Origin of the sequence: Bradyrhizobium sp. AUGA SZCCT0160, assembly GCF_018130105.1 — a bacterium.
Taxonomy (GTDB): domain Bacteria; phylum Pseudomonadota; class Alphaproteobacteria; order Rhizobiales; family Xanthobacteraceae; genus Bradyrhizobium.
On the sequence record NZ_JAFCMD010000017.1, the window covers coordinates 15,984 to 38,373 of the forward strand.

The following is a 22,390-nucleotide window of genomic DNA, read 5'->3' on the forward strand; positions in this document are numbered from 1 at the left end:
GCCTGGCTAACCTGAACATTTGGCAGACCAAGCGTTTGGTCGAACCGCTTTCGGGCGTTAGCGGACGCCGTCACCTCGCCGGGCTCATTCACCACCGAGGTCGGGGAAGGTGCCTTGTGTTGCCTCTTGGTAATCCTAAAAGGCACGATACTCAAACGCCGGTCGTTGCCACTTGTTCCCGATTTTTTCGCGCAATGTCGACTAACGGACTGACAGGATCTCAGTCGAGAAAATAGCTTTTGCATTGCCAATCCAGGTTGATACTATTGCGTCTAATAGCCCGGCCTTTGGGCCGGAGATTTACTCGTCTTTTCGTTTGTCTGGAAACAATGAGCGCGGTCCGCTTGAACCCCGTTATATTGCGTAGTTTGTTCGATGCGTAAGTCCGGTTTTCTGCCGCAAGTGTTTTCTTGTACGCCCTGGAAGGGAGTGACGAACTTGCTAACGGATACCCTAACGCTGGCCAAACGACGACGGTTGGGGTGACTTTGGGACGATTAGCGATGCTTCTCGGAGCAATCTGTGGCCTGTTTATCCTATGGTTCACGCTTGCCGCTCACAGACCACATTTTTCCCCCTACCCTGGTTTCGATCGATTGATTGCTTTCGCGATGCTGAGCTTCCTCTTAGCCTTCGCATTCCCCAAGCATCTTCCGATCGTTTTGCTCGTATCGATCGTATTAGCGATTGGTTCTGAAACGCTTCAATTTCTGCGTCCTGGGCGTGACCCCCGCATAATTGATGGAATGATGAAGGTCATCGGGGCCAGCGCGGGCGTCGCCTGTTTCGCTCTGGGGAAGCTGGCGTTCAAGCCGAAAGCGTAGCGCTCGTTTTTGTCGATGACACACTCAGCCGAGGACGGAATCAAACAGTTGTCACCAGAGCGAGACGAACTGTATCTCGCATTGTAAATACGGCTACGCTCGCTTGCCTCTGGAGTTCCACCCGGTGACTTAAAGTCTCCGGATTGCCGATTGTTGAAACCGGCTCATTCTTTCGCACCTTTTCACTCAAACCAAAAAGCCCACACACAGTAAAAATGCCAACGGGCCATAGGTCAGTTTGCTCGTCGCTGGCCCTTCACAACTGCTGGCTGCCGCCCAGCCATCGTAATTCTAAATTAAACATCCGGTTCAGCAAGGGAGAGAATAATCGTGGCCAAGAAATCTCTTATGGATAAATTCAAAGAGTTCGTCGAAGCATCTACCGAATCTAACGTACCCATGACCGAGCGCGAGATAGCAAAGACTAAGGCTAAGAAAAAAGCTAAAAGCTCCGCCGTTAAGCGTGCAACAGCTTCGAACAAGAAGGCTAAGAAAACTATCAAAAAATCAACGAAGAGACGTTCTAAAAAAACGCGCAAGAAGGCAGGGAAGAAGTCAAAGCGGTAATCACAAATTCACGGTCGAACAAGGAGCGAACTAATGGCCAAGGGTAAAGACAAGCCATCCAAGCAAACAAAGAAACCGAAGTCTGACAAGCCGAAGGGTTCCGGCTCGTCGTATCAGCAGGAATACGCTATGCAGCAAGCCGGCCTCCAGCTGCCGACGCAATCAACCAGTGGACAGGCGCGGTATTTCTGTGGCGCCGCGGTCGAGATAGCGGTAACCGACCATCACGTTCAGGATGCACATATGGATTCGCAGCACGCATGAAGTTTAGCACTGATCGATCCTATGCCGATCCGGAAGCCGCCGCGCGCAAGCTTCTGGAGATCGCCAACACGGTCGAGGCGATCCAGGACGGCCGCATCCACATCGAGAAGATCAACGGACCGATGCTGTTCAAGGAAGGCGCCAGCCCGACCGAGTACAAGGCCGGCCTTGATCTAGCTGTCAAGCGCGGCTGGCTATTGCTGCATGAGAGCTGCACCTACGTGAAGTTTACGCCAGCCGGCGCCGAGCTATTCGCCTGATGCGTCTGGGGCGACTTCACTCTTCCACCACCTCAATTTTGGCCGATTTTTTGCGGCGGTACTAGCTGGTCCGGCCACTATCCCATTTCACCATTTGCTTCGACAATGGTACCGATCTCGCCGGAATCCTCCCGCGCGACGCGGTGCCCTACCTGAAGGTCGGTCATGTTGATCATGGTCGAAGCAACTGGCCGCTTATCTAGGCGGCTGTAAGCCCGGTGATGATAGCCATTCCTGCATGTGAGCGGCTGCCTCAGCCTGCCGGGCTTTGCGGAGCAGCAGCTCCCGTTCGAAACTTTGACGGGTGCCTTCAGCCTGCTGCCGCAAGCGTTGCGCCTCTTGGATTAAGCGCTGGTTCAGTGGGGTATCATGTAGGATACGGCATCGTTGCATGGGCGCTGCTCCATTCCTGATGGAAGGCGGGAGCGCGACCGGCGTTCTCATCACCGATATAAGCCACTGACCGTGCGGTGCCGACATAACTGTCCAACCTTCTGTCCGGTTCCGGAAAGACGATTCTGAAAAGCTACAACATGGCGGCGGGAGAAGACTCCTTACGACCCAGGTGCATGTCACCTGGGCGCAAGCCCCACAGGGTCACTTACTCATTTGACTTATTTGGCGTTTCTGAAGTAGTTCCCGTGGAGGAACGAAATATACCGCTGGAATCCAGAAGTCCGCTGCCGGACAATGGAACGGTCACCGAACGCCCGTGACTACCATCGGTGATGAGATCGCCCGGCGTGCGCTCCGGCCCTTCTCAAAAAATGGAGGAGCACACCATGCAGCGACGCCGTATCACCTTTCCAGATCAGCTGTCAGGACCAGCGGAGGTCGACCCGTCTCAAGCCCCCGAAGTAATCGCTAAGCCTTGGGGGATATTACGCCTATATTATTGGCGAGGACGGTCATATCCGGAAACGCGTCGTGGTCCATTGCGACAATGACGAGGAAGCCAAGCGCCGCGCCCAACAACTGGTGGACGGGCACGCGATAGAGCTATGGCAAGAGGCGCGCAAGGTCGCGACGTTCCAGCCTAAGGGATTACCCCCCGTTTCAGCGCTAGGTGCACGAACCAACGTTGGTAGACTGTGTTCATTCGCAGTCAGTGACAACAGATCGACGTGGCCAGGCGCATAACTGACCAGCAAACGATCGACGGGATTACCGTGAGAGGCACGTTGAGTGTCTGTCCATGGCATCGTAGCGAAGCCGTTGCCAAACGAAGAGGCCCCAGCCGGGGCGTGACTGGGGCCCATTCCATATCCTGCACCGACAAGTCGGAGCATGACGTCAGAAACTTCGCCATCCGATTTGGTCCATCCTATGTCCTCAATTTGGAAGGGTAATGTCTTCGTCTCTGCCACACCCCCGCCTTCGTCTTCCTCGCTTGCTTCATGACGACCATGAACTCGCCGCTCTTTTTGTCGAGTTCGATCCATGCGGTGGGCCGCCGAGGCTTCGTCTTCAGTTGGGTCCGCCTTCTTCAGCACGCTCGTTCCGGCAGTGTCGCCTTTCGTTCGTTGACTGTCATTTCCGGTATCTCCTCGTCCCATCGAATTGAAGCGAGGGTGCCTTGCCGCAATGGGCAGGGTTGATGCGCTTGGCTTTAAAAACGTCAGGTCCAAAAGAACGGCCCCGGCGGTCTAGGGGCAAACGCGCCGAGGCCGGCTCAAGTGGTTTGTCCGTTCCTATCACACGAGCCACCAATGCAGATCATTGCCACTAGTTCCCGATTTTGTGAAAGCGCAGTGTGGGCTAACGAATTGACAGGATCTCGGCCAAAAAAATATTCTTCGGGCATTGCAGATCCCGAGTTGATACTTTTGCGTCCAATAGCCCGGCCTTGAGCCGGGCTATTTTTATGACCACCGGCTGGACATCTAATCCCTGGGTCGATCGCGAACTCTGCCATCGTATAGACGCGGCCATCGGCCTCGATGGTTACCTGAACGCATCCTTGAGCAAGCAAATCGTTTGCCGTCTCGATGGCGTCCGCGGGCGTGTCCCGGACCAACTCGGTGTCGCCCACCAGGTCGCTCTTGCCCCGCACAATGAACATCGTCGGTTCTCGATTGATTCAAAGATGCCCCGCAGTGCCGATTTTCGAACGCTCGTAGAATTACGTAATCCGGAATAGTAACCGCTATGTCCGCTCTTTGCCTCATGGTTGGGCCATACGTGGAACAGGATCGAGAAGCTTGAGAGACCTGCATTGGTGGACGAGGACAAAACCTACGACACCATACTCGTATTAGGCTCGGTGGCGCTGTTCGCCGCGAGCGTATTCGCAATGATCACGTTGATTGGCGGGCAATAGGGCAGCATTTGAATGCTGCTTTCCAGCATGTGCGATTGCGGCGCAAAGAGAAACGGCCCCAGACGGGCGTGAAGCGCCAAGGCCGTTTCCGTCCCCACCAGCTCATTCAGGCTAGCGGCGATGTCGACGGTTCCAAGATGGCGAACTGACGCACCCTTTTGCCGAATGGATTGAGAGACCTTCCAGCCCTGGCTGTGTAGAACAACTTCGGGTGTTCGCTGCACAGGGCGGTGACAGGTCAAAGCGATGGTCGGGCCGCCACGCGGAAAGTGTGGATCATCCGCCATCTGAAAACCCGCCGCGAGCCCCATTGCTCGCCGAACGCGCCTGGCGCGTGGCGCGCGATATCTCGCGCTCGCGGGTAACGTCTTCCGCGCGTTTGTCGGCCCTGAGCCCTAGATATACGGGATGGCGCATTTCTCCTTTTGTCGTCCACTCAGTGAATTTTACCTCAGCCACCAGCGACGGTTTGACCCACGTCGTGACGGCTTCATCCTTCACTTTCGCAGAAAAGGGGGATTTCGAGGCTTTGAGCTTGATGAGCTTGCTGTACAGCTGCTCCAGGGTAGTGTGAGAAAAGCCCGTGCCGACATGACCGATATAGCGCCAGCCGTTCTGCTCGCGCACCGCTAGGGCAAGCGCTCCAAAGTACGGACGCGTCCGCTTGGGTGCTGTGAATCCTACGATGACCACTTCCTGCCGCTTCGAAGTCTTGACCTTCAGCCAATTGTCGGTGCGGGCGCCCGACAGATATTTGCTGTCTGAGCGCTTAGCCATGATGCCTTCAAGGCCCTTGCGTTCCGCTTCGTCAAAGAACTTCGTGCCATCTTTTTTGCGGTGACGACTGAACGCGATGAGTTTGTGACGCGGCAGGATTTCCTTAAGGCGCTTCTTGCGTTCGATCAGCATAAGCCCGCGCAAATCTTCTTCATCGTGAAACATAAGGTCGAATGCGCAATACTGCAGCTTCGCATCGTGACGGAGCGTATTCTGCAGCAGTTGAAAGTGCGACACGCCGTTTTCGTCCAAGGCGACGAGTTCACCGTCAATCACCGCATCGCCTTTTACGCCTTCGAGCGCTTTGGCTACTTCTATGTAGCTGTGGTTGATGATCTTGCCGTTGCGGCTGTAGAGAGTAACCTTGCCGCCTTCTATCTTCGCGACCATGCGGAAACCATCATACTTGTCCTCGAATACCCACCCGGCATCGTCGAACGGACTATCGGTGAGGGTGGCGAGCATGGGCTGGAGCCGCTTGGGTAACGAGGAAGTCCTGGTCATGCCTGCGCCCCTTCGGGCGGGCCTACTTCGAGAACATTTCGGAAGGTAATTGAATAGCGCAGCCTCTCAACGCCGGGAATGCTGTGCTCCCACACGGATCGTGCAGGCCCCCGCAGGAGATAAATAGACCGCGGCTCTACCGTGAGGTTGCGGCCCAGCCAGCGATGGCCTGTCTTCAGGCGCAGCCGGAAGGTGCAGGCGGACTGAAGCGATATGCCGACGACATCCCCGAACACCGAGCGGTCCGTGTGCCAGCCGAGGGCAGCGCCGGGCGTATATTCGGTAATAAGGACCTGATGGAGCGTGCCGGGCGGGATTTCCGCGAAGTTTTCCGCCCGCGCGCGGATACCGGACAGAAACTCCGGCATGGCCACAACTGGTGACAGGCCGCCACCGTTGAAGTCGTATCGCCAGCCGAACGAAAAGACCCGGCGCTTCCCGGTGAAACCTTGAAACTCGAACTCGCGAAAGGGAAGAGGCACAATATGCCTTAAAAGAGACTGCTCTTCCTCGCGGTTCATGAAATCAGGCTGATATCTGAAACCCTCAGGAAGAGCGTCGTCTCCGAAAAGATCTAGACTGGGACTAGCGTTTGGCACGTGTCTTCTTTCGAGCCGGAGCTCTCGAGACGGGCTTCCGGTCCCCGCGGTCGCCCCGTCCGGGCTTGGCGGCCTTCTTCGCCTTCCGGCGGCCGTCCTGTGACAGCGAGCGGCTCACATCATCGCTTTCTTTGATCCGGCCCACGGCGTCGCGCCGGATGTAGCGCTTGTCCCCGCGCGGCGAAATCAATTCGCGTTTCGCTGACGATTTCTTCTTCGCTGCCTTCTTGGTCGTTGCCCGTTTCGCCATTTTCGTCTCCCTGGACTGTCTGGTCGATACTCAACACCAGCCGCATAACAGGAGTTCCAGCCAGCGCGCCCCCGCATGCGTCGCGACCGCTCATTGGCCGCAGGGCTTGCCGGGTTGCGTACCCTTGCAGCCCTTCGCCCAACAGGAACCATGTCGACCGTCCGTCGTTGGAGCTGGCTTTCAGGAAGATAGCCATGCCGAAGAATGATGAGTTGCGCTACGGCGCGCCCGGGGAGACGGCGGTTCATCTCTGCGTGGACATGCAGAGGATGTTTGCCGAAAGCACCGAGTGGAGAATGCCGTGGCTGGAGCGGGTCCTGCCCAACATCCTGTCGATCACTTCCACCCATCCTGAGAAAACGATCTTCACCCGCTTCATCCCGGCGCGTAGTTCCGGTCAGGGCGTCGGCATGTGGCGTCATTACTATGAAAGGTGGCACTCTATGACCATAGACCAGCTGGGTCCGGAGATGATCGGCTTGGTCCCCGATCTCGCCAACTACGTGCCCCCGGCCCGCACCTTCGACAAACATGTGTATTCTCCCTGGACCGGCACCGACCTGCACCAGCAGCTGGGGGCGCGGGGATCGATACCGTCATCATCACCGGCGGCGAAACCGACGTGTGCGTGCTGGCGACCATGCTGGGCGCGATCGACTGGGGGTTCCGCGTCATCCTCGTCACCGACGCGCTTTGCAGCTCGGCGGACGAAACCCACGATGCGATGATGAATGTCTACATGAACCGTTTCGGCGAACAGGTCGAAACCGTGACGACGCAAACGCTGCTGGATAACTGGCCCGGAGGCGTGCGGCAGCGCAGGGCGTCGTGAGCGCCGGCAACTCTCACCTCGTGGAGATCCTGCTCCCAAAAGAGACCGGCAAGGGGCAGCCGGTCGGTCAGCACTGGTTCGACTGCTTCCTCAAAGAGCTGACGGACAGGTTCGGCGGCGCGACCAGCTTTCTGCGGGCGCCGGGACAGGGCCTGTGGCAGAGCGGCGGCGGGACAGAGAAGGACAGCATTGCTGTTGTCGAAGTCATGGTGGAAGAAATCGATAGTAGCTACTGGCAGACCCTGCGCGAAAGGCTGCAGCGCGAGCTCTCGCAGGAAGAGATTATCATCCGCGCCCAAGAAATCAGGCGGCTGTGATGGATGAGCTTATGATCCTGAGAACCTTCGCGGCAGTGACAACGGTTTTGGCCGCATCCCTCGTGGCGGCAAATCTGAACGCACGCGTCACCGTCGCCGGTTTCCTGATTTTCATCGTTGCATCCATCGCCTGGATGGTCGACGGCTGGCTGGAGACCAAAGCATCACTCGTAGTCCAGAACGTGATCCTCCTTGTGATCAACATCATAGGGGTCTGGCGCTGGTTTCCCAAGGCGGAGAAAGAAGCGAACAGCTAGGGCATGCTATTCGCTAAATCCGTCACGCCTCAGGAACGCCTTGTTGATCGCAACGGCGGCCTGAGCGCCTTCCGCTATGGCGACCGCGACGAGGAGGACGTCGCGGGACACATCACCTGCAACATAGACACCGGGGACGCTGCTTTCTTCGGTGTCCGGATCGATGACGACGCCTCCTTTTTCATTACGCGCGCACCCGAGACTTTCGGACAGGTCAGACGCTTGACGGCAGCCAGTCGAAAAAAATAAACCGGCGCGGCGGAGCTCAGGCCCGCTCTCAAATACTATCTTGGCAAGCTCCCCGTCCGCGCCTTCAAGGTAGCGGATTGGCTCCGATCGCAGCGGAATCTTGTATTCTTCGAGCTTCCGGACCACTTTCGCACTGACCTCGGTACCATCGCTGCAGGCCACCACATCGGGCATCCAGTGCTTCATCATGATGGCAAGCTCGGCGCCCTTATCGCCCCTGCCGTAGGCAGCTACCTGCTTCCCAGCATATTCGAAACCGTCGCAGTAGAGACAGTGATGTACCGAAACCCCGTAGAGGGGTTCGAGCCCGGCAACTTCCGGGAGTTCGTCAACGAGCCCGCTCGCAAGAAGGACTTTCGAGGCCGTGCCATGCGTCCCGTCCGCGCATACGAATTTAAAGGCCTCGTCGGCAGGAACGATATCGGTGACCCGTGTCCCGCGTACCTCGACGGATTTATAGCGTGAGAGCTCGTCCAGCGCCTCGTCAAGGAAATCTGACGGCGACCGCCCTTCCCGTCCAACTAGGCCGTGGATGGCGTGCGAGCTCAGATTCCGCTGGCGGCCCTCATCGCAGAGCAGCGCTTTCCGGTGGCACCTTCCCAGGATGAGCGCGGCACTTAATCCCGCGGGTCCACCGCCGACGATGAGAACATCAAATTGCATCAACAGCCTTTTCATTGCCGGGTTTGCTCATTTTCGCGCCAACAGAGGTACAGGTACCAAGCTACTACGAAGACTACTGCTGCCACGCCCGCACCCAGGAGGGAAAGGTCGCTTCTCTCAGTGATTTTGTAAAGCACGACGGCGATGTCGGCGGAAATACCAAGAGCCAGCGGCAGCGCCGCAACGACTACAAGCCTCGACCCGATCTCGAAAAACGGGTATCATCTTCTCCGTGATAGGCAAGACGATGCAACGCTGCAGGCGTCATTAACAACAGCACGGACAGCGAGCCGCGGCACCTGCTGACAGAGTTTCCTTCCGATAGAGAAGGAGCCCCGCCGATTGCGGAGCTCCCGAAGGCGTTAACTCATCTGCGATTTATCTGCTGGGCGTGCCGCTCTGTGCCGGCTGACTCGGTGACGAACCGGGCCCCTGCATTGACTGCGACGGCGAGTTCTGGTTCACCGTCGGCTGATTTCCGCTCTGCGTCTGCGGAGCAGCAGCCTGTCCCGTCGTGTTCGGCTGATTTGGAACGGTGCTCTGGCCCGTCGTCGTTGGCGGCTGGTTCTGCTGAGGTGTAGTCGCCGCCTGGCCAGGGTTCTGGTTGGGGCCTGCCGCGTTCTGCTGGCTCGGCTGCTGCTGGCCGCTCTGAGCCTCGCTAGTGCCGGCCTGTCCCTGACCGCTCGTTGACGTCTGAGCGCCTGTCGTCGACGACTGAGACTGGCCAATGCTCTGGTTCGCCTGCTGGCTCAGCCGGCCGGACACGCCAAGCGATGACACTGTGGTGGCGTCGACGCTGCCAGTCACCTGAATGCCCTGCTGCCGCTGGAACACGCTGATGGCATCGCGGGTCTGCGTACCCAGGATGCCGTCCGCTTCGCCGCGCAGAAGGCCACGCTCGATCAACACCCGTTGCACGACCCGGATGTCGTCGGGCGGAAGGTCGACCGCGGCGACACTAGCACTGCTGCCTTGACCGCCTCCGCCGCGGCTAAAACGCGTCCGCGGGCCGGCGGGGACCACGTCAACAATGCGCCGGTCACGGTCGACGAACACGACTTCATCTTCCACGACGAAGAAGCTGTAGTCGCGGTACGCAGGGAACACATCGATCAGCGCCGGATAGGTCGAGACCGATACGACCGAGATGCTGGAAGGCAGCGCCACGCCGGTGTGGACCTGGAAGTTGATGGAGTTCGCGTTAACGCGCGGGGCGTTGCTCGCCTGAAGCACCGACTGCTGTAGCGTTGTTTGCTGCTGCGCGGTCAAGTTGGTGCGGGTTTGCGTCTGGCCGGCGGCCGTGGTCTGGCCCTGCCCAGGCGCTGCGGCTTGGCCTTGCGCAGGCGCTGTCTGGCCCTGCTGGGGCGCAGCGGCCTGGCCCGGCGCAGGCGGGTTCGTTTGACCTTGCGTCACATTCTGGCCAGTGCCCGAGCTGGAATTCTGATCCTGGGCGTTCTGACCCGATCCGCTCTGGTTTTGACGAGACGGCTGCTGGGCCTGCTTGCTATCGGCATTGCCCGTGTCGCGGGTCCGATCCTCCGATCGCCGCGCATCGTCGCGGTCGGATCGTCCTTGACCCACCGTTTGGTCCTTCTGACCTTGCTGCTGTGCCCGATCCTTGCTGGTGTCGCGCTGTTCCTTGCTGGACTCCTGCGAGTGCCGCGCATCATCGCGATCAGATCGTCCCTGACCCACGGCTTGACCCTTGTTGCTGCTGTCGCGCGGGCCCTCGGCTCGACCGCGGTCACGCATACCAGGCTCATCGCGTTGCGCGCGGCCGGATTCGGCCTCGCGTGCAGCGGGACCTTCGGCCCGGCCATCTTCCCGGGATTCCGTCGCACGGCCCTGCGTCATGCCTTCACTGCGCGAAGCGCCGGGTGCGCTCTGCGATATTCCCTTTTCGCTGCCAGCGCCGCCGCCCGCCCCGCCAATCGGACCTTGCGCGGACGCAAGGCTTGCGCCGGCGAGCAACGCCGCCGTTGTAATCAGAAACCTGCTCTTCATTCTGTTCGTCATCTGCTCCTCCTCGTGAGTTGCTCGCTTGCTCTTCAACCGAAGAGAATGAAGTGTCGGACAGACCGACGTGCTTCCAGAAGCGAGAGTGTCCGAAGAAACCGGGTGGTGATGCGATCGTTCCGTCGGTGACAGGCTTTGAAACTTCATGCCGCGACGCACCTATGTGATGCCTCATGACCATGACACCACGGTTCCAGGTTAAATCATCGCTTTTAGCGGGCCAGAACCAAAGGCTCGGCGCCAGCTATCGCGCGCCAGCCTGGCGGCACGAGCCTGTTCACCAGTGGTGGCGATGGTACATACGCCGGGGATAGGCGCCGCCGTAGAAGGCGAATGCCGGTCGAACAACGCGGCGGTAGCGATAGCCGTAATAGGCCGGCGCGTACCCGCCGTAATAGGCGGTTGTGTAGCCGCCCCACGGATAAGGACCGTAGCCATAGCCGTCGTAATAGGCCGGCGCGTAGCCCCTGGCGTATGGATAGCCGTAGTATCCATCGCCTGGCCCATAGGCGTAGGAACTAGAAGCTAAGCCACCGATGATGGCTGCACCAATGAGGCCGCCAGCGATACCCGGCCCCCAGCCACCACGCCACCGTGCTTCAGCTGGTGACGGCGACGCCACAGTGACGCCAATGGTGACAAGCCGCAGCTAGCGCCAATGCAGCTTTCTTCATGGTCGAATCCTTCCTGTTTTCTTGGAACATTCAACCGGTAGGACGGCTTGGGTTCCGCGCGAAGCCGAGCGGCATCCGAATTTTAATTGATGAACGGCCGTGCAGCTCGCCTTTCCATACCGACGACAAAGATACGAGCCTAACACACTTCGTCCTTGCGACCGCCCGCACAACGCGTGTCATGACGACGGCCACTGCTGCCCTCTAATCGCGAATCGCTTGCGATCTTGGGAAATGGCTGCCTGCTAACGCAGGCAGCAAGCTTACGTCAGTCGATTTCCTGCACTACCGCGCGGCTGCCAGGATCCACCAGCAGAACGCGGTTGCTCGAATAGACATATCGATACTTCGTGAGCGACGGCCCCCAGTCGGACGGCACCGCCACCAGCTCGACATCGTTCGGCACGGTTGCGCCGACGGCGATGCGCTCCTTAACCGCAACCGGACGAAGCTTGTGTTCAGTCACATAGCTCTTGATCCTGGTACGAGCCTCCGGCTCGATCTGAACTGCGGCGCGCGAGGCGCCAGTGGTAACCGTGGTCTGCGCCGTTGCGCCGGTCGACAGCAAAGCGACGGCCGCAGCCGCCAAGATCAATTTTCTCATCGATTTTCTCCAGCCGCTGAATGCGACAAGTTGCAAAACTGCGGCCGTTGCCACTTGTTCCCGGTCGGAGCGCTTTGGGCTCACGGGCAAGCTCGCCTGCCCGTGTGGTTGAGCGCCACCGAAATCGCGCCGGGATGAACAGGCGTTCATCGAATTCATTCTCTAGGACGCCATCAGGCGAGGCAACTTCCGGCCGCTTTCGGGATTATTGACAACGGAAAAAATGGAAAAAGCGCGCGAGGTAGCGTGGCTGGTCGATGCCCGGCTCGTGCCGGAGGCCGTCGACGACGGCATCACCGGCTTTGTCGTATCGGGGAAGCAGAGCCATCCAGGCGATTGGAAGGCTTTCCGAGCTCGATCGGTGTCAGGTGCGTAGGCATTTCGAGAAGAGGTTCACCGCAAGGCGGATGGCGCAGCAGTATCTCCGCCAATACGAGGCCCCTGGTCCAACGGAACCCAACGCAGCTCATGCCGGCCTCGGGCCCACCTTGTCTAAAGGTTCAGTGCCCGATCGCCTTCTCGCCCTGTAGCGATCGCAGCGCTTCCCACCGACGCTCGCGTCGCAGCCTCCCCTCATGAACCAGGAATGCGACCTCACACGCCCTTATTCAAATAGAGGCCGTTACCAGTTTTTCCCGACTGGAACATATCCGGATATTCCTGAGTTCATTATTTATCACTGGAGACGCCGCCATGGCATCTAACGCGGGTATTTTCTTCGCAGGGATGGGAACCACTTTCATCATCCTCAGCGCAGGCTTTGGCGGCGGGCTTATGATGGCCAAATCAGCGCTAACGGAATCGAGTGGGTATCAGAACCGAGTTTCAGCGGAACCTCCATCACCAGCTCGAGTAGTCTTGCCCTCCACTGCTGAGGCAGCGCAGCCGCCGCAAGAGATTGCTGCTGCGCCGCAGCCACCGCGACAGATTGCTGTTGGGCCGCAACCGTCAACACTGCCACAGATACAGCCGGTGAAGGAAGCCCAGCCGCCCGCCGAAAAGCAGGTCCAGAAGATGGAAATCAGAATGGCTGAAGCGGAACAGCGGGAACGTCGCAAGCGATATGCCGAACGCAAAGCAAGGTGGCAGGCAGAAAGAGCTAAACGCCAGCAACAGATAGAACAGGCTGTACGCCAGGACGCGCCCATACTGGCATTTGGTGGTGATGAACACCGACAAAGTGGAGGGTCCTTCGGCAACTAGACGCCGCGTTTCGCTGGTCGGTCAAGGTTCTCGGTTAACGATAGGGCCGGAGCCTTGGCGACGCGCTGGGCCCTCTGTTGGAGAGCTCCGCTACGCGGAGCGGATAATGAGGGAGCTCTGGGCCGAGGACGTTGCTGCAACGCTCAGTTGTTCAGGACCTAAGGTCGACGCTCATACTCAAGATTGCCGTAAATTCTAACCCCGGCAGCGTCAAGGAAGACCCGGAACTCCGAAAATTGAAGCCGGCGTCTCGCCAGCTTTTCAAACCCAAACTCCTGGAGGTTTCAGGCAATCGTGAATGGAGCTGTAGGGCCCCACCGGCGTGCGGCATAGCGCGGCCTCGTCGTTGCCTCAAAGACGGAATCGAGCGCGGGCGGCAGAAGGCGAGCAAGAAATCGGCGGCCTTCGATGCCGCGGCGTGAACCGGATCTACGCGACCGGCAAGGTTCCCCGACGAGAAACGAATGCCGAATTTCCCGTTGCCTCGCGCCGGCGAAAACGCCGGCTTTCGTTTAGGGAAACTCATGAAAGATTGATTGCGGCGGCGGGTATCATTGCGCATTCGCTACTCCCGCCTTGGCGGCAGACGAATTCTACATCGCTCAAGACGTGAAGACAAACAAGTGCACGATCGTCGACAAAAAAGTCAGACGACCATCGTCAGCCCTTCCGGCACCGTCTACAAGTCGCGCACGGAAGCCGAGACCGGCTGAAGACGGTCAAGGTTTGTTCCACCAACTGACCGGAGACGCGCCCGGAAGGATCCGTACTTGCGATGAGAGCGTGCTGCTTGTTGGGGGAGTGAGGCTTGGGCTTCGTCTCGGTGGTTTCTCCAATGCAGGCCGCAGCCCGTTGGAATGTCGCTTCTGCGCACGCGCGGACGCGACGGCCACCCGTTCGGTTAGAATTTCCTTCGGGGACAAGGAAGCTGATGAGCGAGTGCACGACCGAGGGCCGCGCCGTCATGCCGCGTCAGCCGGCGGCAAGATAACAAACAGAACGGCGATAAGAAAAAAAACAATTTGGCGCGGCTCAGTTCCTCTCCTCTCAATAGTTTGGTCGCGAAAGAAGGTGAGAGAGCGTATGCCTAGACCGCCATCAACTGTTTACCGGGTGCAGTAGAGCAGGCGGCTCGAGCGCGAGGCGGCCGCAAGGTCGAGGTCATGTGGCTATTGGGCCGGCTCGCTCCTGATCATTGCCGTCTATGAGAAGCAGATGCTCGCGGCGCCCGACTAGCAAATCTCTCTGCCGATCCCGACAGTCGATCGATGGCGACGAGTGGCCTTGGTTCCGGCGTCGTCGGCTACAGTATGCATGTCGCCGTGGATTGTGACGCATGAGGAACGAACAGCGGCTCAGATCGGGCTCAACTGGCTAATACGGCCATGCAAAGCTAAGGCCGTTCTCGAGACCGAGACGCTCGAGGCGGTTGCCGATCGGCTACTTCAGCAGCCAGATCCTCGCATGTCACGAGGCCGGCATCACGGTAACTCCGCCCAAGCGCCCAGTTTGAAATGCAGTGGCCTCATTTGAAGTGTGATGTCTGTGTGACGTTCAGCACAGTCGGTGCAACGGAGCCCGGGTACTCTCCGACCACGGATTGAGGGATGCCCTCCCCAGCAAACAGGAGAACTGCAATGATCAATTCAAAAGACGAAATTTCGTACTCGGAAATCGACGCGTTGACGGATGCCGAACTGGAGACGATCAGCGCCGGGGGCATTATCAGCTGGCTTCGTGGCCTCTTTGGAGGGCCCGGCGACCTTCGCCGTTCGACCGACCGCCCGACTGACCCCGTTCATAAATAATGGAACGGCAGGAGAGAGACATGACCAAGCCTCTGAGTTGAGCATCAACGAACTCGATGTCGTCAGCGGTGGTAGTATGCTTAGTATGGCAATCGATGCCGCCGAAAAGTACTTGCAAGGCTTGGGCGGCCGTCTGTGGACGCCGTGCACCAGCCGGTAATGTCGAAGCCATCGATAAGCCTGCACATGCGATAATGCCGGTTCCGCAAACCGGGATTGAGGGGCCGCCTCAGATGGTGGCCTCTTTCATTTGTTGGTGCGATCCCATGTCTCGTCTAGAACAGGCACGGCATAAAGCGGCGAAGCAGAGTCAGAAGACGTCGACCTGGTCGAAACTGCTACACCCTTGTTGTCGGTTTCAATCTTGTTTGGGTCTATGTTTGGAACGGTGGAAATTTCAACAAGCGATCCAGCCCACTTCTGGGCGTCGAAACGTTCCTGATTAAAATCGACGGTAAAAATAAAGGCGGCAAGCAAAGCGGTGGCGAGATCGCATTAAATCCATCCGTTTGGGAAATGGCGCTCGGATAGAGGCTAGATGTGGAGATTTAGGGGGTAAACTGCGGCGAGGAAGTGATTAGAATATCTGAACTGGGCTCCGCGAGTTTCGTGTTCGGAACTTAAGACGACTGTTGAGTGGGAAGAGACGGCAATCTGTGCCTCCAGTAGCCTCCACAATGCCGTTTACACGGTCGTTCTGCATTCACGGCCGTCACATAGATTTTGCCCAGTCGGGAACAATCGGCCATCCAGGACATTCTAAATAGAATTATTCGAAAGCTCGGCACTGCTCGCTCGGCATCGCATGAGCTGACAGAAAGGATTGGCACCTGAACCTGGGAAGCTTTCTCAGAGCGAGGGCCTTCTTATGCGCAACGTATTGAGCATAACAGCTGCGGCTGCTCTCTTTTTCCCAATCGCCGGCTTTTCGCGGTCCATTGAAATTGAACCAGGCGGGGTACGAGTGGACGATGGTCGAGCCCGACGAGGCGGCGGGCAATGTGAGCAATTACGCCAAGCTTGTGAAAACAAAGATAGGCTAGGCGAGCGTGGGGAAGGTAATTGTCGCACCTATCGTGAAACCTGCCAAAGACCAGTCGCCCGGGACGTGTGCGGCGAATTGAAAGCGGCTTGTCTCAATAAGGACAAGCTGGGTGAACGGGGCGAAGGAAACTGCCGCCGTTACCGGGAACAGTGCAGGGGCCGTCGATGACCCGGCGAAGAGTACTGCTAATGCTGGCCGGCTTGGTCATTGCGGTATTGTCTGGATTCTTTGCCTTGAACGAAAATTTTCGGATAGAGGCCAAGAATGGGCCGGCATCAACAATCGGCAGATCCGGAGACTTTAAGTCACCGGGTGGAACTCCCGAAGCAAGTGAGCGTGGCCGCATCTAGATGCGTATCGGGACTCGTTGAACGCGTATTCTCTCATTAGCATTGCGCTCGCCGGGTCCACAAAAAGAGTGCAGGTCGCCGCCCTAGTCGACCGACCCTTTCTGCTATCTCATTCCTTGGGCGCAGTCGTACTTGACGTTGCCATGGTGAGAAGATCGACGGCTGCAGGCCCTAGTTCTTGCATCTCCTCATTCTCGACAGACTCCGGCCGCACGTTGGTAAGCAATAGCCGTGGCGCAGGCATCAGTCACGGTTACCAACTCGATCGTCTTTGTGTAATCGGTCGGTGTGAGAACCAATCGAATCGTCGTAGCGGACGTAGTCGGCTACTGTCGATGTCCGCCCCAGCCCTTAACAGACCTCAAGCCTGTGAGGGCCGCGAGAGGCTCAGTGGATCAAAACGATTGTTCGCTTCGATATGAAGTTGGGAGAGCGAAGAACTTATATCACAGCACTCAGAACCACGTCTGCTCTCACCACTAACATCGCAAATCTCAGCGTTGCGTCTGCGTTGTGCCACGGTGATTCTCGTTACCGACTTAGAAGCTAACAATAAACAGACCCTGCTTCTCAAACCTATGTTTGCTGGACAAGGGAATGCAACGCCTTCACCGCGGCCTCCCGGTTCTCCACAGGCACAAGCAGACTGACAGAGTGCGGCGACAACACGTACTTGTCGGGCACAATCCCGTGAAGTCCGAGGACCTGCAACGCCTTGAAAGGCAATTCCGACGAAACGCCGCCGGAGCACGTGAGACTCACCGAACTTGAGGCTTCGCGCTGCTGGCGCAGATCCTTATTTCCCTCCAGCGTGAGCAACAGGGCGTCGAGCCACTCTGTATCACAGGCCATGGTCATGATGGTTTTTCCAACCGCGAAGTTCGCGGCCAGGAGCTGCGGCCAGGACAGGCCATTCCGCTTGAGATGCTGCGCGAATTTATCGAAACCGTGATGGAGATCTTGGGAATCGATCTCCACGTGCTCAATGCGAGCCATCGAGTTAACGGCCAGAATCTTTCCGTCTTCCATGCCTGTAACCTCTTTCATTACTTGAGTGCTATTTTCAGTGCCGCCCCACTGCTTCAGAACCAGAGGCACATCCTGACTTTGCGCCAGCTCCAGGCTGCGAAAATGCAGGATCTTTGCACCCCAGAAACACATTTCGGACAGGCATGCGAAGTCCACTTGCCGCAGGGGCTTTGCTTCCGGCACGATGCGCGGATCGGCCGAACAAATTCCGTCGACATCTTTGATGATTTCACAGCGTTCGGCCTTCAGCGCAGCGGCCATCGCAACGGCCGTCGTGTCACTGCCGCCCCGGCCGAGGGTGGTGATTTCCCTGGTCGCCGGGTTCACGCCCTGAAATCCTGCCAGCACCACGACGCGTCCACGATCAAGTTCCTCACGCACGCGAATGGGCCGTACATCCACAATGCGTGCGGAGGAATGGGAGCCGTCGGTCATCACACCGGCCTGGCTGCCGGTGAAGCTGATCGCGGGCACGCCGAGGTCGGAAAGCGCCATGCTCATCAGAGACATGCTGATGCGCTCACCGGTCGTTAGCAGCATGTCGAGTTCGCGTCGATTGGGAGTCGGGCTTACCTGATAAGCCATATCAATCAATTGGTCGGTGGTCTTGCCCATGGCCGAGACGATCGCCACGACACGATGACCACGGCCATGGAGGTCGGCGAGACTGCGCGCAACCGCGCGAATTTTCGCCGGTGTTTCAAGGCAGACACCGCCATATTTTTGCACGATGATGGGATGATTGCGCATCTAACCTCGGTGAGAAGTCTCGCTCGGCTCGGACATCGAACCGACGCCACCTATCCATGTACCGACGACTTCAAAGTTCGGACTGAAGGCGACAAGGTCCGCACGGTATCCGGGCGCGATTCGTCCAAGCTCAGACTCAAGACCTAGAAATGTCGCGGGCGTCCGAGAGGCCATGATGAGGGCATCGACAAGGGAGATTCCGAGCAGCGCAACAGCGTTGCGCACCGCCTCGATCATGGTGAGGTGAGCGCCCGCGAGTGTACCATCGGGGCCAGTCACGCGATTTTCGTGCAACGTGATCGGCGTTCCTTGCAGCATGAATTGCCGGTCGTTCGTGCCCGCCAGTGACATGGCATCGGTGACCAGCATCAATCGATCGCGTCCCTTGCAGCGGAAGGCAACACGCAAACCGGCGCGGTCAACGTGGATACCGTCGCAGATGATCCCTGCAAACAGCCGGTCATCGTCAAGCGCAGCGCCCACCAAGCCCGGCTCCCGGGCGTTCAACTGCGACATGGCATTGAACAGATGGGTCACCCCCGAGAGACCGTGATCGACCGCCTGCCCGATTTCGGCTGCGGTGGCGTCGCTGTGGCCGGCCGCGATACGCAATCCGGCGCCGATCAGTTCATCGATCATGGATGCAGGCACGCATTCCGGGGCCAAGGTCACGACGGAGCGGCCGCGGCCTCCAAAACTTTTGATCGCGGCGAGATCGCGCCGATCGGGCACCCGTATCTCGGCTTCCGGATGAATGCCCTTGCGAGTCCTGTTGAGGGCCGGTCCTTCCAGATGAAAGCCGAGAACGCCGGGAACCTTCAGACAAGCCTGGGCGACTGCAGCCAATCGCTCGATGACCTCGCTGCGATCGGTGATGAGGGTCGGCAAGCAGCCCGTGGTGCCCTCCTTGCGGTGCGCGTCAACGATGCGTCGAACGCCAGCCTCCGTTGGTTGATCGTTGAGAAGAACGCCCCCGCCTCCGTTGACCTGAATGTCGATGAAGCCGGGTGCGAGGATCGCGTCTGCGGGAGCGTGGATGGTGGCGTGCGCCTCCACCTGGCCGAAGGCGATGCTTTCAATCCGCCCCTGCGAGATCCTGACCGACCCCGGCCCGCGCATGTCGGCACCATCAAAGATGTGCTGCGCGGCAATCGTGAGAGAGGAAGAACTAACCTGGCCCATTAGTGTTGATCCGAGAGTGGCAGTCACGAACTCGTGGGGCGAGTACAAGACTCATATGTTCACTAGGGGTCTTTGGGAGGGACCCGGAGCGAAACCTTGGTGTTAACCTTCCATGGAAACAAAAGGTACCATGTATCTCGGCATTGACGGCGGTGGAACCCGCTGCCGCGCCCGGATCGAGGACGAAAACGGCAACGTACTCGGGTTAGCCACCTCGGGGCCTGCCACGACGCGAATTGGCTTCGAGAAGGCCTGGCGTTCCATCATGGAGGCCACTGAAGCGGCAGCCGCACAGGCCGGACTGACGGGCGAGGATTTCGCGCGGATGCACGCCGGAATTGGCCTTGCCGGTCTTGGCCGCCGGGGCGCCGAAGCGGCGCTCAACAAGATCGCGCATCCCTTTGCGTCCGTCATCTTCATCAGCGACGGCCTGGCGGCCTGTCTCGGCGCCCATAGCGGCGCGGACGGGGCCATCGTGGTAGCCGGCACCGGCTCGGTCGGTGTCGGCCTGATCCACGGCCGCGAAATCCGTCTCGCCGGTTACGGCTTTCCCGTGTCGGACGAAGGCAGCGGGGCCGACATCGGCCTGCAGGTAGTTCGACTGGCGCTGCGGGCAGCGGATCGCCGCGGCGAGCTGACCCCGTTGCTTTCAGAGGTGTTGGGCGCATTCGACCATGATCCTTATCAGGCGGTGGCTTGGTCTGAAGAAGCCAGGGCCACAGACTACGCTGCATTCGCGCCGATCGTGATGCGGCACGCCAATCAGGGCGATCCGGTCGGCCGTCGCGTTGTCGAACGCGCGGCGGATGCCATTGGCGATCTGCTTGATCTGTTCCTGGCGAGAGGAATTGACCGGCTCTCGTTGGTAGGCGGGCTCGCGGATGCCATTACGCCTTGGCTGACGCCTGACCTGCGCGCCCGCCTGAAGTGTCCTGACGCGGATGCGGCGGCCGGCGCGTTACTGGTGGCACGACGGCGACTTGACCTACCTAAGAGAGAAACTGACCATGAACAGGCTTCGCAGTTCCGCGTTTGATGGCGAATGGATCAACGAAATGGCCACCGAAGAAGTCGATCCCCGTTTTGCCGATCTTGATGCATGGTCGCTAACGTCAGCCATGGAAGCTATGTGGGAGGGCCAGCTTGCGGCAGTCGCAGCGATCGGCCATGCCCTTCCCGCGATCGCTGCGGCGACCGAAGCGGCCAAGGCGGCGCTGGGTGATCATGGACGCATTGTGTATATCGGAGCCGGCACCTCGGGCCGGGTGGCCGTTCAGGACGGCGCCGAGCTGATGCCGACCTTCGCCTGGCCCAGCGAGCGCGTCCGCTTCATCGTCGCCGGCGGAGACAGCGCGTTCGTCACCAGCATCGAGGGTGCCGAGGATGACGTCGACGATGCGGTCACGCAGATCAATGCCACGCGGCTCACACCGCACGACGCGGTGATCGCCGTGGCCGCCAGCGGGACAACGCCATTCACGGTCGCCGCCCTACAGCAGGCAAGCTCTTTCGGTGCAGTGACGATCGGTGTTGCCAACAATCCCGGCACCGCACTGCTGACGTCGGCAAAGTTTCCGATCCTGATCGAGACCGGCCGCGAACTAATCGCGGGCTCCACGCGGATGAAGGCGGGCACCGCGCAGAAGGTTGTGCTCAACCTGATCTCCTCAGGTATCATGCTGCGCCTTGGCCGGGTGTACCGTGGCATGATGGTGAACATGCAGCCGACCAATGCCAAGCTGAAGCGGCGCGCCGAGGCCATGGTGGCGCAAATCGCGCAATGTGATCCGTCGCATGCGGCACGCTGGCTTGAGCAGGCCGAGGGAGACATCAAGACGGCAGGCCTTCTGGCGCTGGGCGTCGACAGGGTTGATGCCGAGACCATTTTAAAAAGCTGTGACGGCAACCTGCGGCGAGTGTTTGCTGAACTCGCCAGGGATCATGACCGGCATCCCAAAGGAGGGGCTGCGCACAAGCAAGGCGGAGCCGTTGCGCCGTGACCACTTCCGCGATGGCGAGCGAAATCGGTGAAAGCGCAGATGTCGTCGCCAAAATTGTTCGTACCCGCTCCGCCACGCGCGACATCGCACAGCGAGTTGGGATTGGCTCAGTCCCCCTGTGCGTCGTATGCGGCCGGGGAAGCTCTGGGCATGCCGGAGTTTACTTAAGATATCTTATTGAGACGCGGCTTCGTCTCCCCGTTTCGCCCAGCGCCCCTTCGGTGATCACGGCATTTCGGACACGGTTGATGCTGCGCGATGCTCTGTTCATCGTCATTTCGCAATCCGGGCGCAGCCCGGATCTTGTCGCGGCGACCAAGTCGGCGCGCGCCGCGGGCGCCCGCACCATCGCCATCGTCAATGCGACGTCGTCGCCAGTGGCTGACGAAGCGGAATTCGTCATTCCGATCGACGCCGGCCAGGAGCACTCCGTCGCCGCGACCAAGACCGTGTTAGGCTCGATGGCAGCTGGCGCCGGACTTGTTGCCGAACTGGCGGAAGATCTTGCGCTTCGGTCAGCTCTCGACAGGCTGCCGGAGCGCCTGCACCGCGCACTTGCGCTCGACTGGCTCAAGATTGCCGATGATCTCGCCAAGGCATCAGCTGTGTTTGTGGCAGCGCGAGGCCTAGGCCTAGGCTCGGCGCGGGAGATCGCCCTCAAACTTTCGGAAGTCCTGCGCCTACCTTCCATTGGTCTGAGCGCTGCCGAGCTGCAGCATGGACCGCGCGCCGCGCTATCATGGCGCACGCCGGTTGTCATGATGCGCCTCATGGACGAAACGGCGGCCTCGGTCGACGCCCTGACAGAGGAACTGCGAAAGCAAAAGGTCGCGCTACATCTATGCGGCGGACCGCATGGCTCGCTGTCCTGGTTGGCCGAGGATGATCCCGCCACCGACCCGATCACCATGCTCATTCCGGCTTATCGAATGATCGAACACACAGCCCGCGCTTCCGGATTTAACCCGGATCGCCCCCCTCGCCTGAGCAAGATTACCCAGACGTTTTGACAGCTGACTAATCGCTGGTTGCCGGGCCGAAAGCTG

24 protein-coding genes and 1 pseudogene are annotated in these 22,390 nt (G+C 59.1%); 13 read left to right on the forward strand and 12 right to left on the reverse strand.

What is annotated here, in order from left to right; all coding sequences use genetic code 11:
* Window positions 1-503: 503 nt before the first annotated feature.
* From JQ558_RS24680 to JQ558_RS24695, 4 genes are all read left to right on the forward strand, one after another.
* Window positions 504-824 (forward strand): VanZ family protein, encoded by a 321-nt coding sequence (locus JQ558_RS24680; RefSeq protein WP_212215177.1) that lies wholly within the window; start codon window positions 504-506, stop codon window positions 822-824.
* Between the two features lie 330 nt (window positions 825-1,154).
* Window positions 1,155-1,391, forward strand: coding sequence for a hypothetical protein (locus JQ558_RS24685; protein ID WP_212215179.1), 237 nt, complete (start codon window positions 1,155-1,157; stop codon window positions 1,389-1,391).
* A 33-nt stretch (window positions 1,392-1,424) separates the two neighbouring features.
* Window positions 1,425-1,655: a hypothetical protein gene (locus tag JQ558_RS24690; protein ID WP_212215180.1), complete on the forward strand. Its 231-nt coding sequence runs from the start codon at window positions 1,425-1,427 to the stop codon at window positions 1,653-1,655.
* Window positions 1,652-1,915 carry a hypothetical protein gene (locus JQ558_RS24695; RefSeq protein WP_212295479.1) on the forward strand — a complete coding sequence of 88 codons (264 nt, stop codon included), beginning with the start codon at window positions 1,652-1,654 and terminating at the stop codon, window positions 1,913-1,915. Before JQ558_RS24690 ends, JQ558_RS24695 begins: the two co-directional genes overlap by 4 nt.
* Before the next feature lie 1,672 nt (window positions 1,916-3,587).
* Here JQ558_RS24695 and JQ558_RS24700 read toward each other — a convergent pair.
* The 6 genes from JQ558_RS24700 to JQ558_RS24720 form a co-directional block, all read right to left on the reverse strand.
* The gene (locus tag JQ558_RS24700) at window positions 3,588-3,977 is read right to left on the reverse strand and encodes a hypothetical protein (protein ID WP_212214910.1); all 390 of its coding nucleotides are present in this window, start codon (window positions 3,975-3,977) and stop codon (window positions 3,588-3,590) included.
* Window positions 3,978-4,150: 173 nt separating this feature from the next.
* Window positions 4,151-4,522 carry a hypothetical protein gene (locus tag JQ558_RS24705; protein WP_212214909.1) on the reverse strand — a complete coding sequence of 124 codons (372 nt, stop codon included), beginning with the start codon at window positions 4,520-4,522 and terminating at the stop codon, window positions 4,151-4,153.
* The gene (gene ligD, locus JQ558_RS24710) at window positions 4,512-5,516 is read right to left on the reverse strand and encodes a non-homologous end-joining DNA ligase (RefSeq protein WP_212295480.1); all 1,005 of its coding nucleotides are present in this window, start codon (window positions 5,514-5,516) and stop codon (window positions 4,512-4,514) included. The genes JQ558_RS24705 and ligD overlap by 11 nt, the downstream gene beginning before the upstream one ends.
* Window positions 5,513-6,115 carry an alpha-ketoglutarate-dependent dioxygenase AlkB gene (locus JQ558_RS24715; RefSeq protein ID WP_312014598.1) on the reverse strand — a complete coding sequence of 201 codons (603 nt, stop codon included), beginning with the start codon at window positions 6,113-6,115 and terminating at the stop codon, window positions 5,513-5,515. Before JQ558_RS24715 ends, ligD begins: the two co-directional genes overlap by 4 nt.
* Complete coding sequence (locus JQ558_RS37415) at window positions 6,102-6,305, reverse strand: hypothetical protein (protein WP_249142626.1); 204 nt, start codon at window positions 6,303-6,305, stop codon at window positions 6,102-6,104. The genes JQ558_RS24715 and JQ558_RS37415 overlap by 14 nt, the downstream gene beginning before the upstream one ends.
* Entirely contained in the window at window positions 6,235-6,561 is a 327-nt protein-coding gene (locus JQ558_RS24720; RefSeq protein WP_212214899.1) for a hypothetical protein, read from the reverse strand. Before JQ558_RS24720 ends, JQ558_RS37415 begins: the two co-directional genes overlap by 71 nt.
* On the opposite strand from JQ558_RS24720, the pseudogene JQ558_RS24725 reads away from it, so the two are divergent.
* The 3 genes and pseudogenes from JQ558_RS24725 to JQ558_RS24735 all read left to right on the forward strand — a co-directional run bounded on the left by JQ558_RS24725 (window position 6,560) and on the right by JQ558_RS24735 (window position 7,771).
* Window positions 6,560-7,197 (forward strand): annotated as a pseudogene (locus JQ558_RS24725) (cysteine hydrolase family protein). The gene JQ558_RS24720 and the pseudogene JQ558_RS24725 overlap by 2 nt on opposite strands.
* Window positions 7,194-7,514, forward strand: coding sequence for a hypothetical protein (locus tag JQ558_RS24730; RefSeq protein ID WP_212214896.1), 321 nt, complete (start codon window positions 7,194-7,196; stop codon window positions 7,512-7,514). Before JQ558_RS24725 ends, JQ558_RS24730 begins: the two are co-directional and overlap by 4 nt.
* The gene (locus JQ558_RS24735; RefSeq protein ID WP_212214893.1) at window positions 7,514-7,771 is read left to right on the forward strand and encodes a hypothetical protein; all 258 of its coding nucleotides are present in this window, start codon (window positions 7,514-7,516) and stop codon (window positions 7,769-7,771) included. Before JQ558_RS24730 ends, JQ558_RS24735 begins: the two co-directional genes overlap by 1 nt.
* A 6-nt stretch (window positions 7,772-7,777) precedes the next feature.
* On the opposite strand, the gene JQ558_RS24740 is transcribed toward JQ558_RS24735, so the two are convergent.
* The 4 genes from JQ558_RS24740 to JQ558_RS24755 all read right to left on the reverse strand — a co-directional run bounded on the left by JQ558_RS24740 (window position 7,778) and on the right by JQ558_RS24755 (window position 11,977).
* A complete protein-coding gene (locus tag JQ558_RS24740) occupies window positions 7,778-8,698 on the reverse strand; it encodes an NAD(P)/FAD-dependent oxidoreductase (RefSeq protein ID WP_212214890.1) in 921 nt (306 codons plus the stop codon).
* Between the two features lie 363 nt (window positions 8,699-9,061).
* Entirely contained in the window at window positions 9,062-10,699 is a 1,638-nt protein-coding gene (locus JQ558_RS24745; RefSeq protein ID WP_212214888.1) for a peptidoglycan-binding protein, read from the reverse strand.
* Between the two features lie 277 nt (window positions 10,700-10,976).
* Window positions 10,977-11,321, reverse strand: a complete 345-nt coding sequence (locus JQ558_RS24750; RefSeq protein ID WP_312014599.1) for a hypothetical protein — start codon at window positions 11,319-11,321, stop codon at window positions 10,977-10,979.
* Between the two features lie 320 nt (window positions 11,322-11,641).
* Window positions 11,642-11,977: a DUF1236 domain-containing protein gene (locus tag JQ558_RS24755; RefSeq protein WP_212214916.1), complete on the reverse strand. Its 336-nt coding sequence runs from the start codon at window positions 11,975-11,977 to the stop codon at window positions 11,642-11,644.
* Window positions 11,978-12,200: 223 nt separating this feature from the next.
* Here JQ558_RS24755 and JQ558_RS24760 point away from each other — a divergent pair, with 223 nt between their 5' ends.
* The 3 genes from JQ558_RS24760 (at window position 12,201) to JQ558_RS24770 (ending at window position 14,988) form a co-directional block, all read left to right on the forward strand.
* Entirely contained in the window at window positions 12,201-12,353 is a 153-nt protein-coding gene (locus tag JQ558_RS24760) for a hypothetical protein (RefSeq protein ID WP_212214885.1), read from the forward strand.
* A gap of 317 nt (window positions 12,354-12,670) precedes the next feature.
* Entirely contained in the window at window positions 12,671-13,180 is a 510-nt protein-coding gene (locus JQ558_RS24765) for a hypothetical protein (protein WP_212214882.1), read from the forward strand.
* 1,637 nt (window positions 13,181-14,817) lie between these two features.
* Window positions 14,818-14,988: a hypothetical protein gene (locus tag JQ558_RS24770; RefSeq protein WP_212214879.1), complete on the forward strand. Its 171-nt coding sequence runs from the start codon at window positions 14,818-14,820 to the stop codon at window positions 14,986-14,988.
* A 1,971-nt stretch (window positions 14,989-16,959) separates the two neighbouring features.
* On the opposite strand, the gene JQ558_RS24775 is transcribed toward JQ558_RS24770, so the two are convergent.
* Window positions 16,960-18,162, reverse strand: coding sequence for an aspartate kinase (locus tag JQ558_RS24775; RefSeq protein ID WP_212214876.1), 1,203 nt, complete (start codon window positions 18,160-18,162; stop codon window positions 16,960-16,962).
* Window positions 18,163-19,344: an N-acetylglucosamine-6-phosphate deacetylase gene (nagA, locus tag JQ558_RS24780; RefSeq protein WP_212214873.1), complete on the reverse strand. Its 1,182-nt coding sequence runs from the start codon at window positions 19,342-19,344 to the stop codon at window positions 18,163-18,165.
* 112 nt (window positions 19,345-19,456) lie between these two features.
* Here nagA and JQ558_RS24785 point away from each other — a divergent pair, with 112 nt between their 5' ends.
* From JQ558_RS24785 to JQ558_RS24795, 3 genes are read left to right on the forward strand one after another with little or no spacing between them, the layout of a single operon-like run.
* Complete coding sequence (locus tag JQ558_RS24785; RefSeq protein WP_212214868.1) at window positions 19,457-20,380, forward strand: BadF/BadG/BcrA/BcrD ATPase family protein; 924 nt, start codon at window positions 19,457-19,459, stop codon at window positions 20,378-20,380.
* A gap of 19 nt (window positions 20,381-20,399) precedes the next feature.
* Window positions 20,400-21,344, forward strand: coding sequence for an N-acetylmuramic acid 6-phosphate etherase (locus JQ558_RS24790; RefSeq protein ID WP_212214914.1), 945 nt, complete (start codon window positions 20,400-20,402; stop codon window positions 21,342-21,344).
* Window positions 21,345-21,355: 11 nt separating this feature from the next.
* Window positions 21,356-22,354: an SIS domain-containing protein gene (locus JQ558_RS24795; RefSeq protein WP_212214912.1), complete on the forward strand. Its 999-nt coding sequence runs from the start codon at window positions 21,356-21,358 to the stop codon at window positions 22,352-22,354.
* The last annotated feature ends 36 nt before the right edge of the window (window positions 22,355-22,390 follow it).

Excerpts from the sequence above, each read along its gene's own strand:
- JQ558_RS24680 (WP_212215177.1), top strand. The coding sequence starts at position 504 with ATGCTTCTCGGAGCAATCTGTGGCCTGTTTATCCTATGGTTCACGCTT.
- JQ558_RS24690 (WP_212215180.1), top strand. The coding sequence starts at position 1,425 with ATGGCCAAGGGTAAAGACAAGCCATCCAAGCAAACAAAGAAACCGAAG.
- JQ558_RS24695 (WP_212295479.1), top strand. The coding sequence starts at position 1,652 with ATGAAGTTTAGCACTGATCGATCCTATGCCGATCCGGAAGCCGCCGCG.
- JQ558_RS24700 (WP_212214910.1), bottom strand. The coding sequence starts at position 3,977 with ATGTTCATTGTGCGGGGCAAGAGCGACCTGGTGGGCGACACCGAGTTG.
- JQ558_RS24705 (WP_212214909.1), bottom strand. The coding sequence starts at position 4,522 with ATGGCGGATGATCCACACTTTCCGCGTGGCGGCCCGACCATCGCTTTG.
- ligD (WP_212295480.1), bottom strand. The coding sequence starts at position 5,516 with ATGACCAGGACTTCCTCGTTACCCAAGCGGCTCCAGCCCATGCTCGCC.
- JQ558_RS24720 (WP_212214899.1), bottom strand. The coding sequence starts at position 6,561 with ATGGCTATCTTCCTGAAAGCCAGCTCCAACGACGGACGGTCGACATGG.
- JQ558_RS24735 (WP_212214893.1), top strand. The coding sequence starts at position 7,514 with ATGGATGAGCTTATGATCCTGAGAACCTTCGCGGCAGTGACAACGGTT.
- JQ558_RS24740 (WP_212214890.1), bottom strand. The coding sequence starts at position 8,698 with ATGAAAAGGCTGTTGATGCAATTTGATGTTCTCATCGTCGGCGGTGGA.
- JQ558_RS24745 (WP_212214888.1), bottom strand. The coding sequence starts at position 10,699 with ATGACGAACAGAATGAAGAGCAGGTTTCTGATTACAACGGCGGCGTTG.
- JQ558_RS24755 (WP_212214916.1), bottom strand. The coding sequence starts at position 11,977 with ATGAGAAAATTGATCTTGGCGGCTGCGGCCGTCGCTTTGCTGTCGACC.
- JQ558_RS24760 (WP_212214885.1), top strand. The coding sequence starts at position 12,201 with ATGGAAAAAGCGCGCGAGGTAGCGTGGCTGGTCGATGCCCGGCTCGTG.
- JQ558_RS24765 (WP_212214882.1), top strand. The coding sequence starts at position 12,671 with ATGGCATCTAACGCGGGTATTTTCTTCGCAGGGATGGGAACCACTTTC.
- JQ558_RS24770 (WP_212214879.1), top strand. The coding sequence starts at position 14,818 with ATGATCAATTCAAAAGACGAAATTTCGTACTCGGAAATCGACGCGTTG.
- JQ558_RS24775 (WP_212214876.1), bottom strand. The coding sequence starts at position 18,162 with ATGCGCAATCATCCCATCATCGTGCAAAAATATGGCGGTGTCTGCCTT.
- nagA (WP_212214873.1), bottom strand. The coding sequence starts at position 19,344 with ATGGGCCAGGTTAGTTCTTCCTCTCTCACGATTGCCGCGCAGCACATC.
- JQ558_RS24785 (WP_212214868.1), top strand. The coding sequence starts at position 19,457 with ATGGAAACAAAAGGTACCATGTATCTCGGCATTGACGGCGGTGGAACC.
- JQ558_RS24790 (WP_212214914.1), top strand. The coding sequence starts at position 20,400 with ATGGCCACCGAAGAAGTCGATCCCCGTTTTGCCGATCTTGATGCATGG.
- JQ558_RS24795 (WP_212214912.1), top strand. The coding sequence starts at position 21,356 with ATGGCGAGCGAAATCGGTGAAAGCGCAGATGTCGTCGCCAAAATTGTT.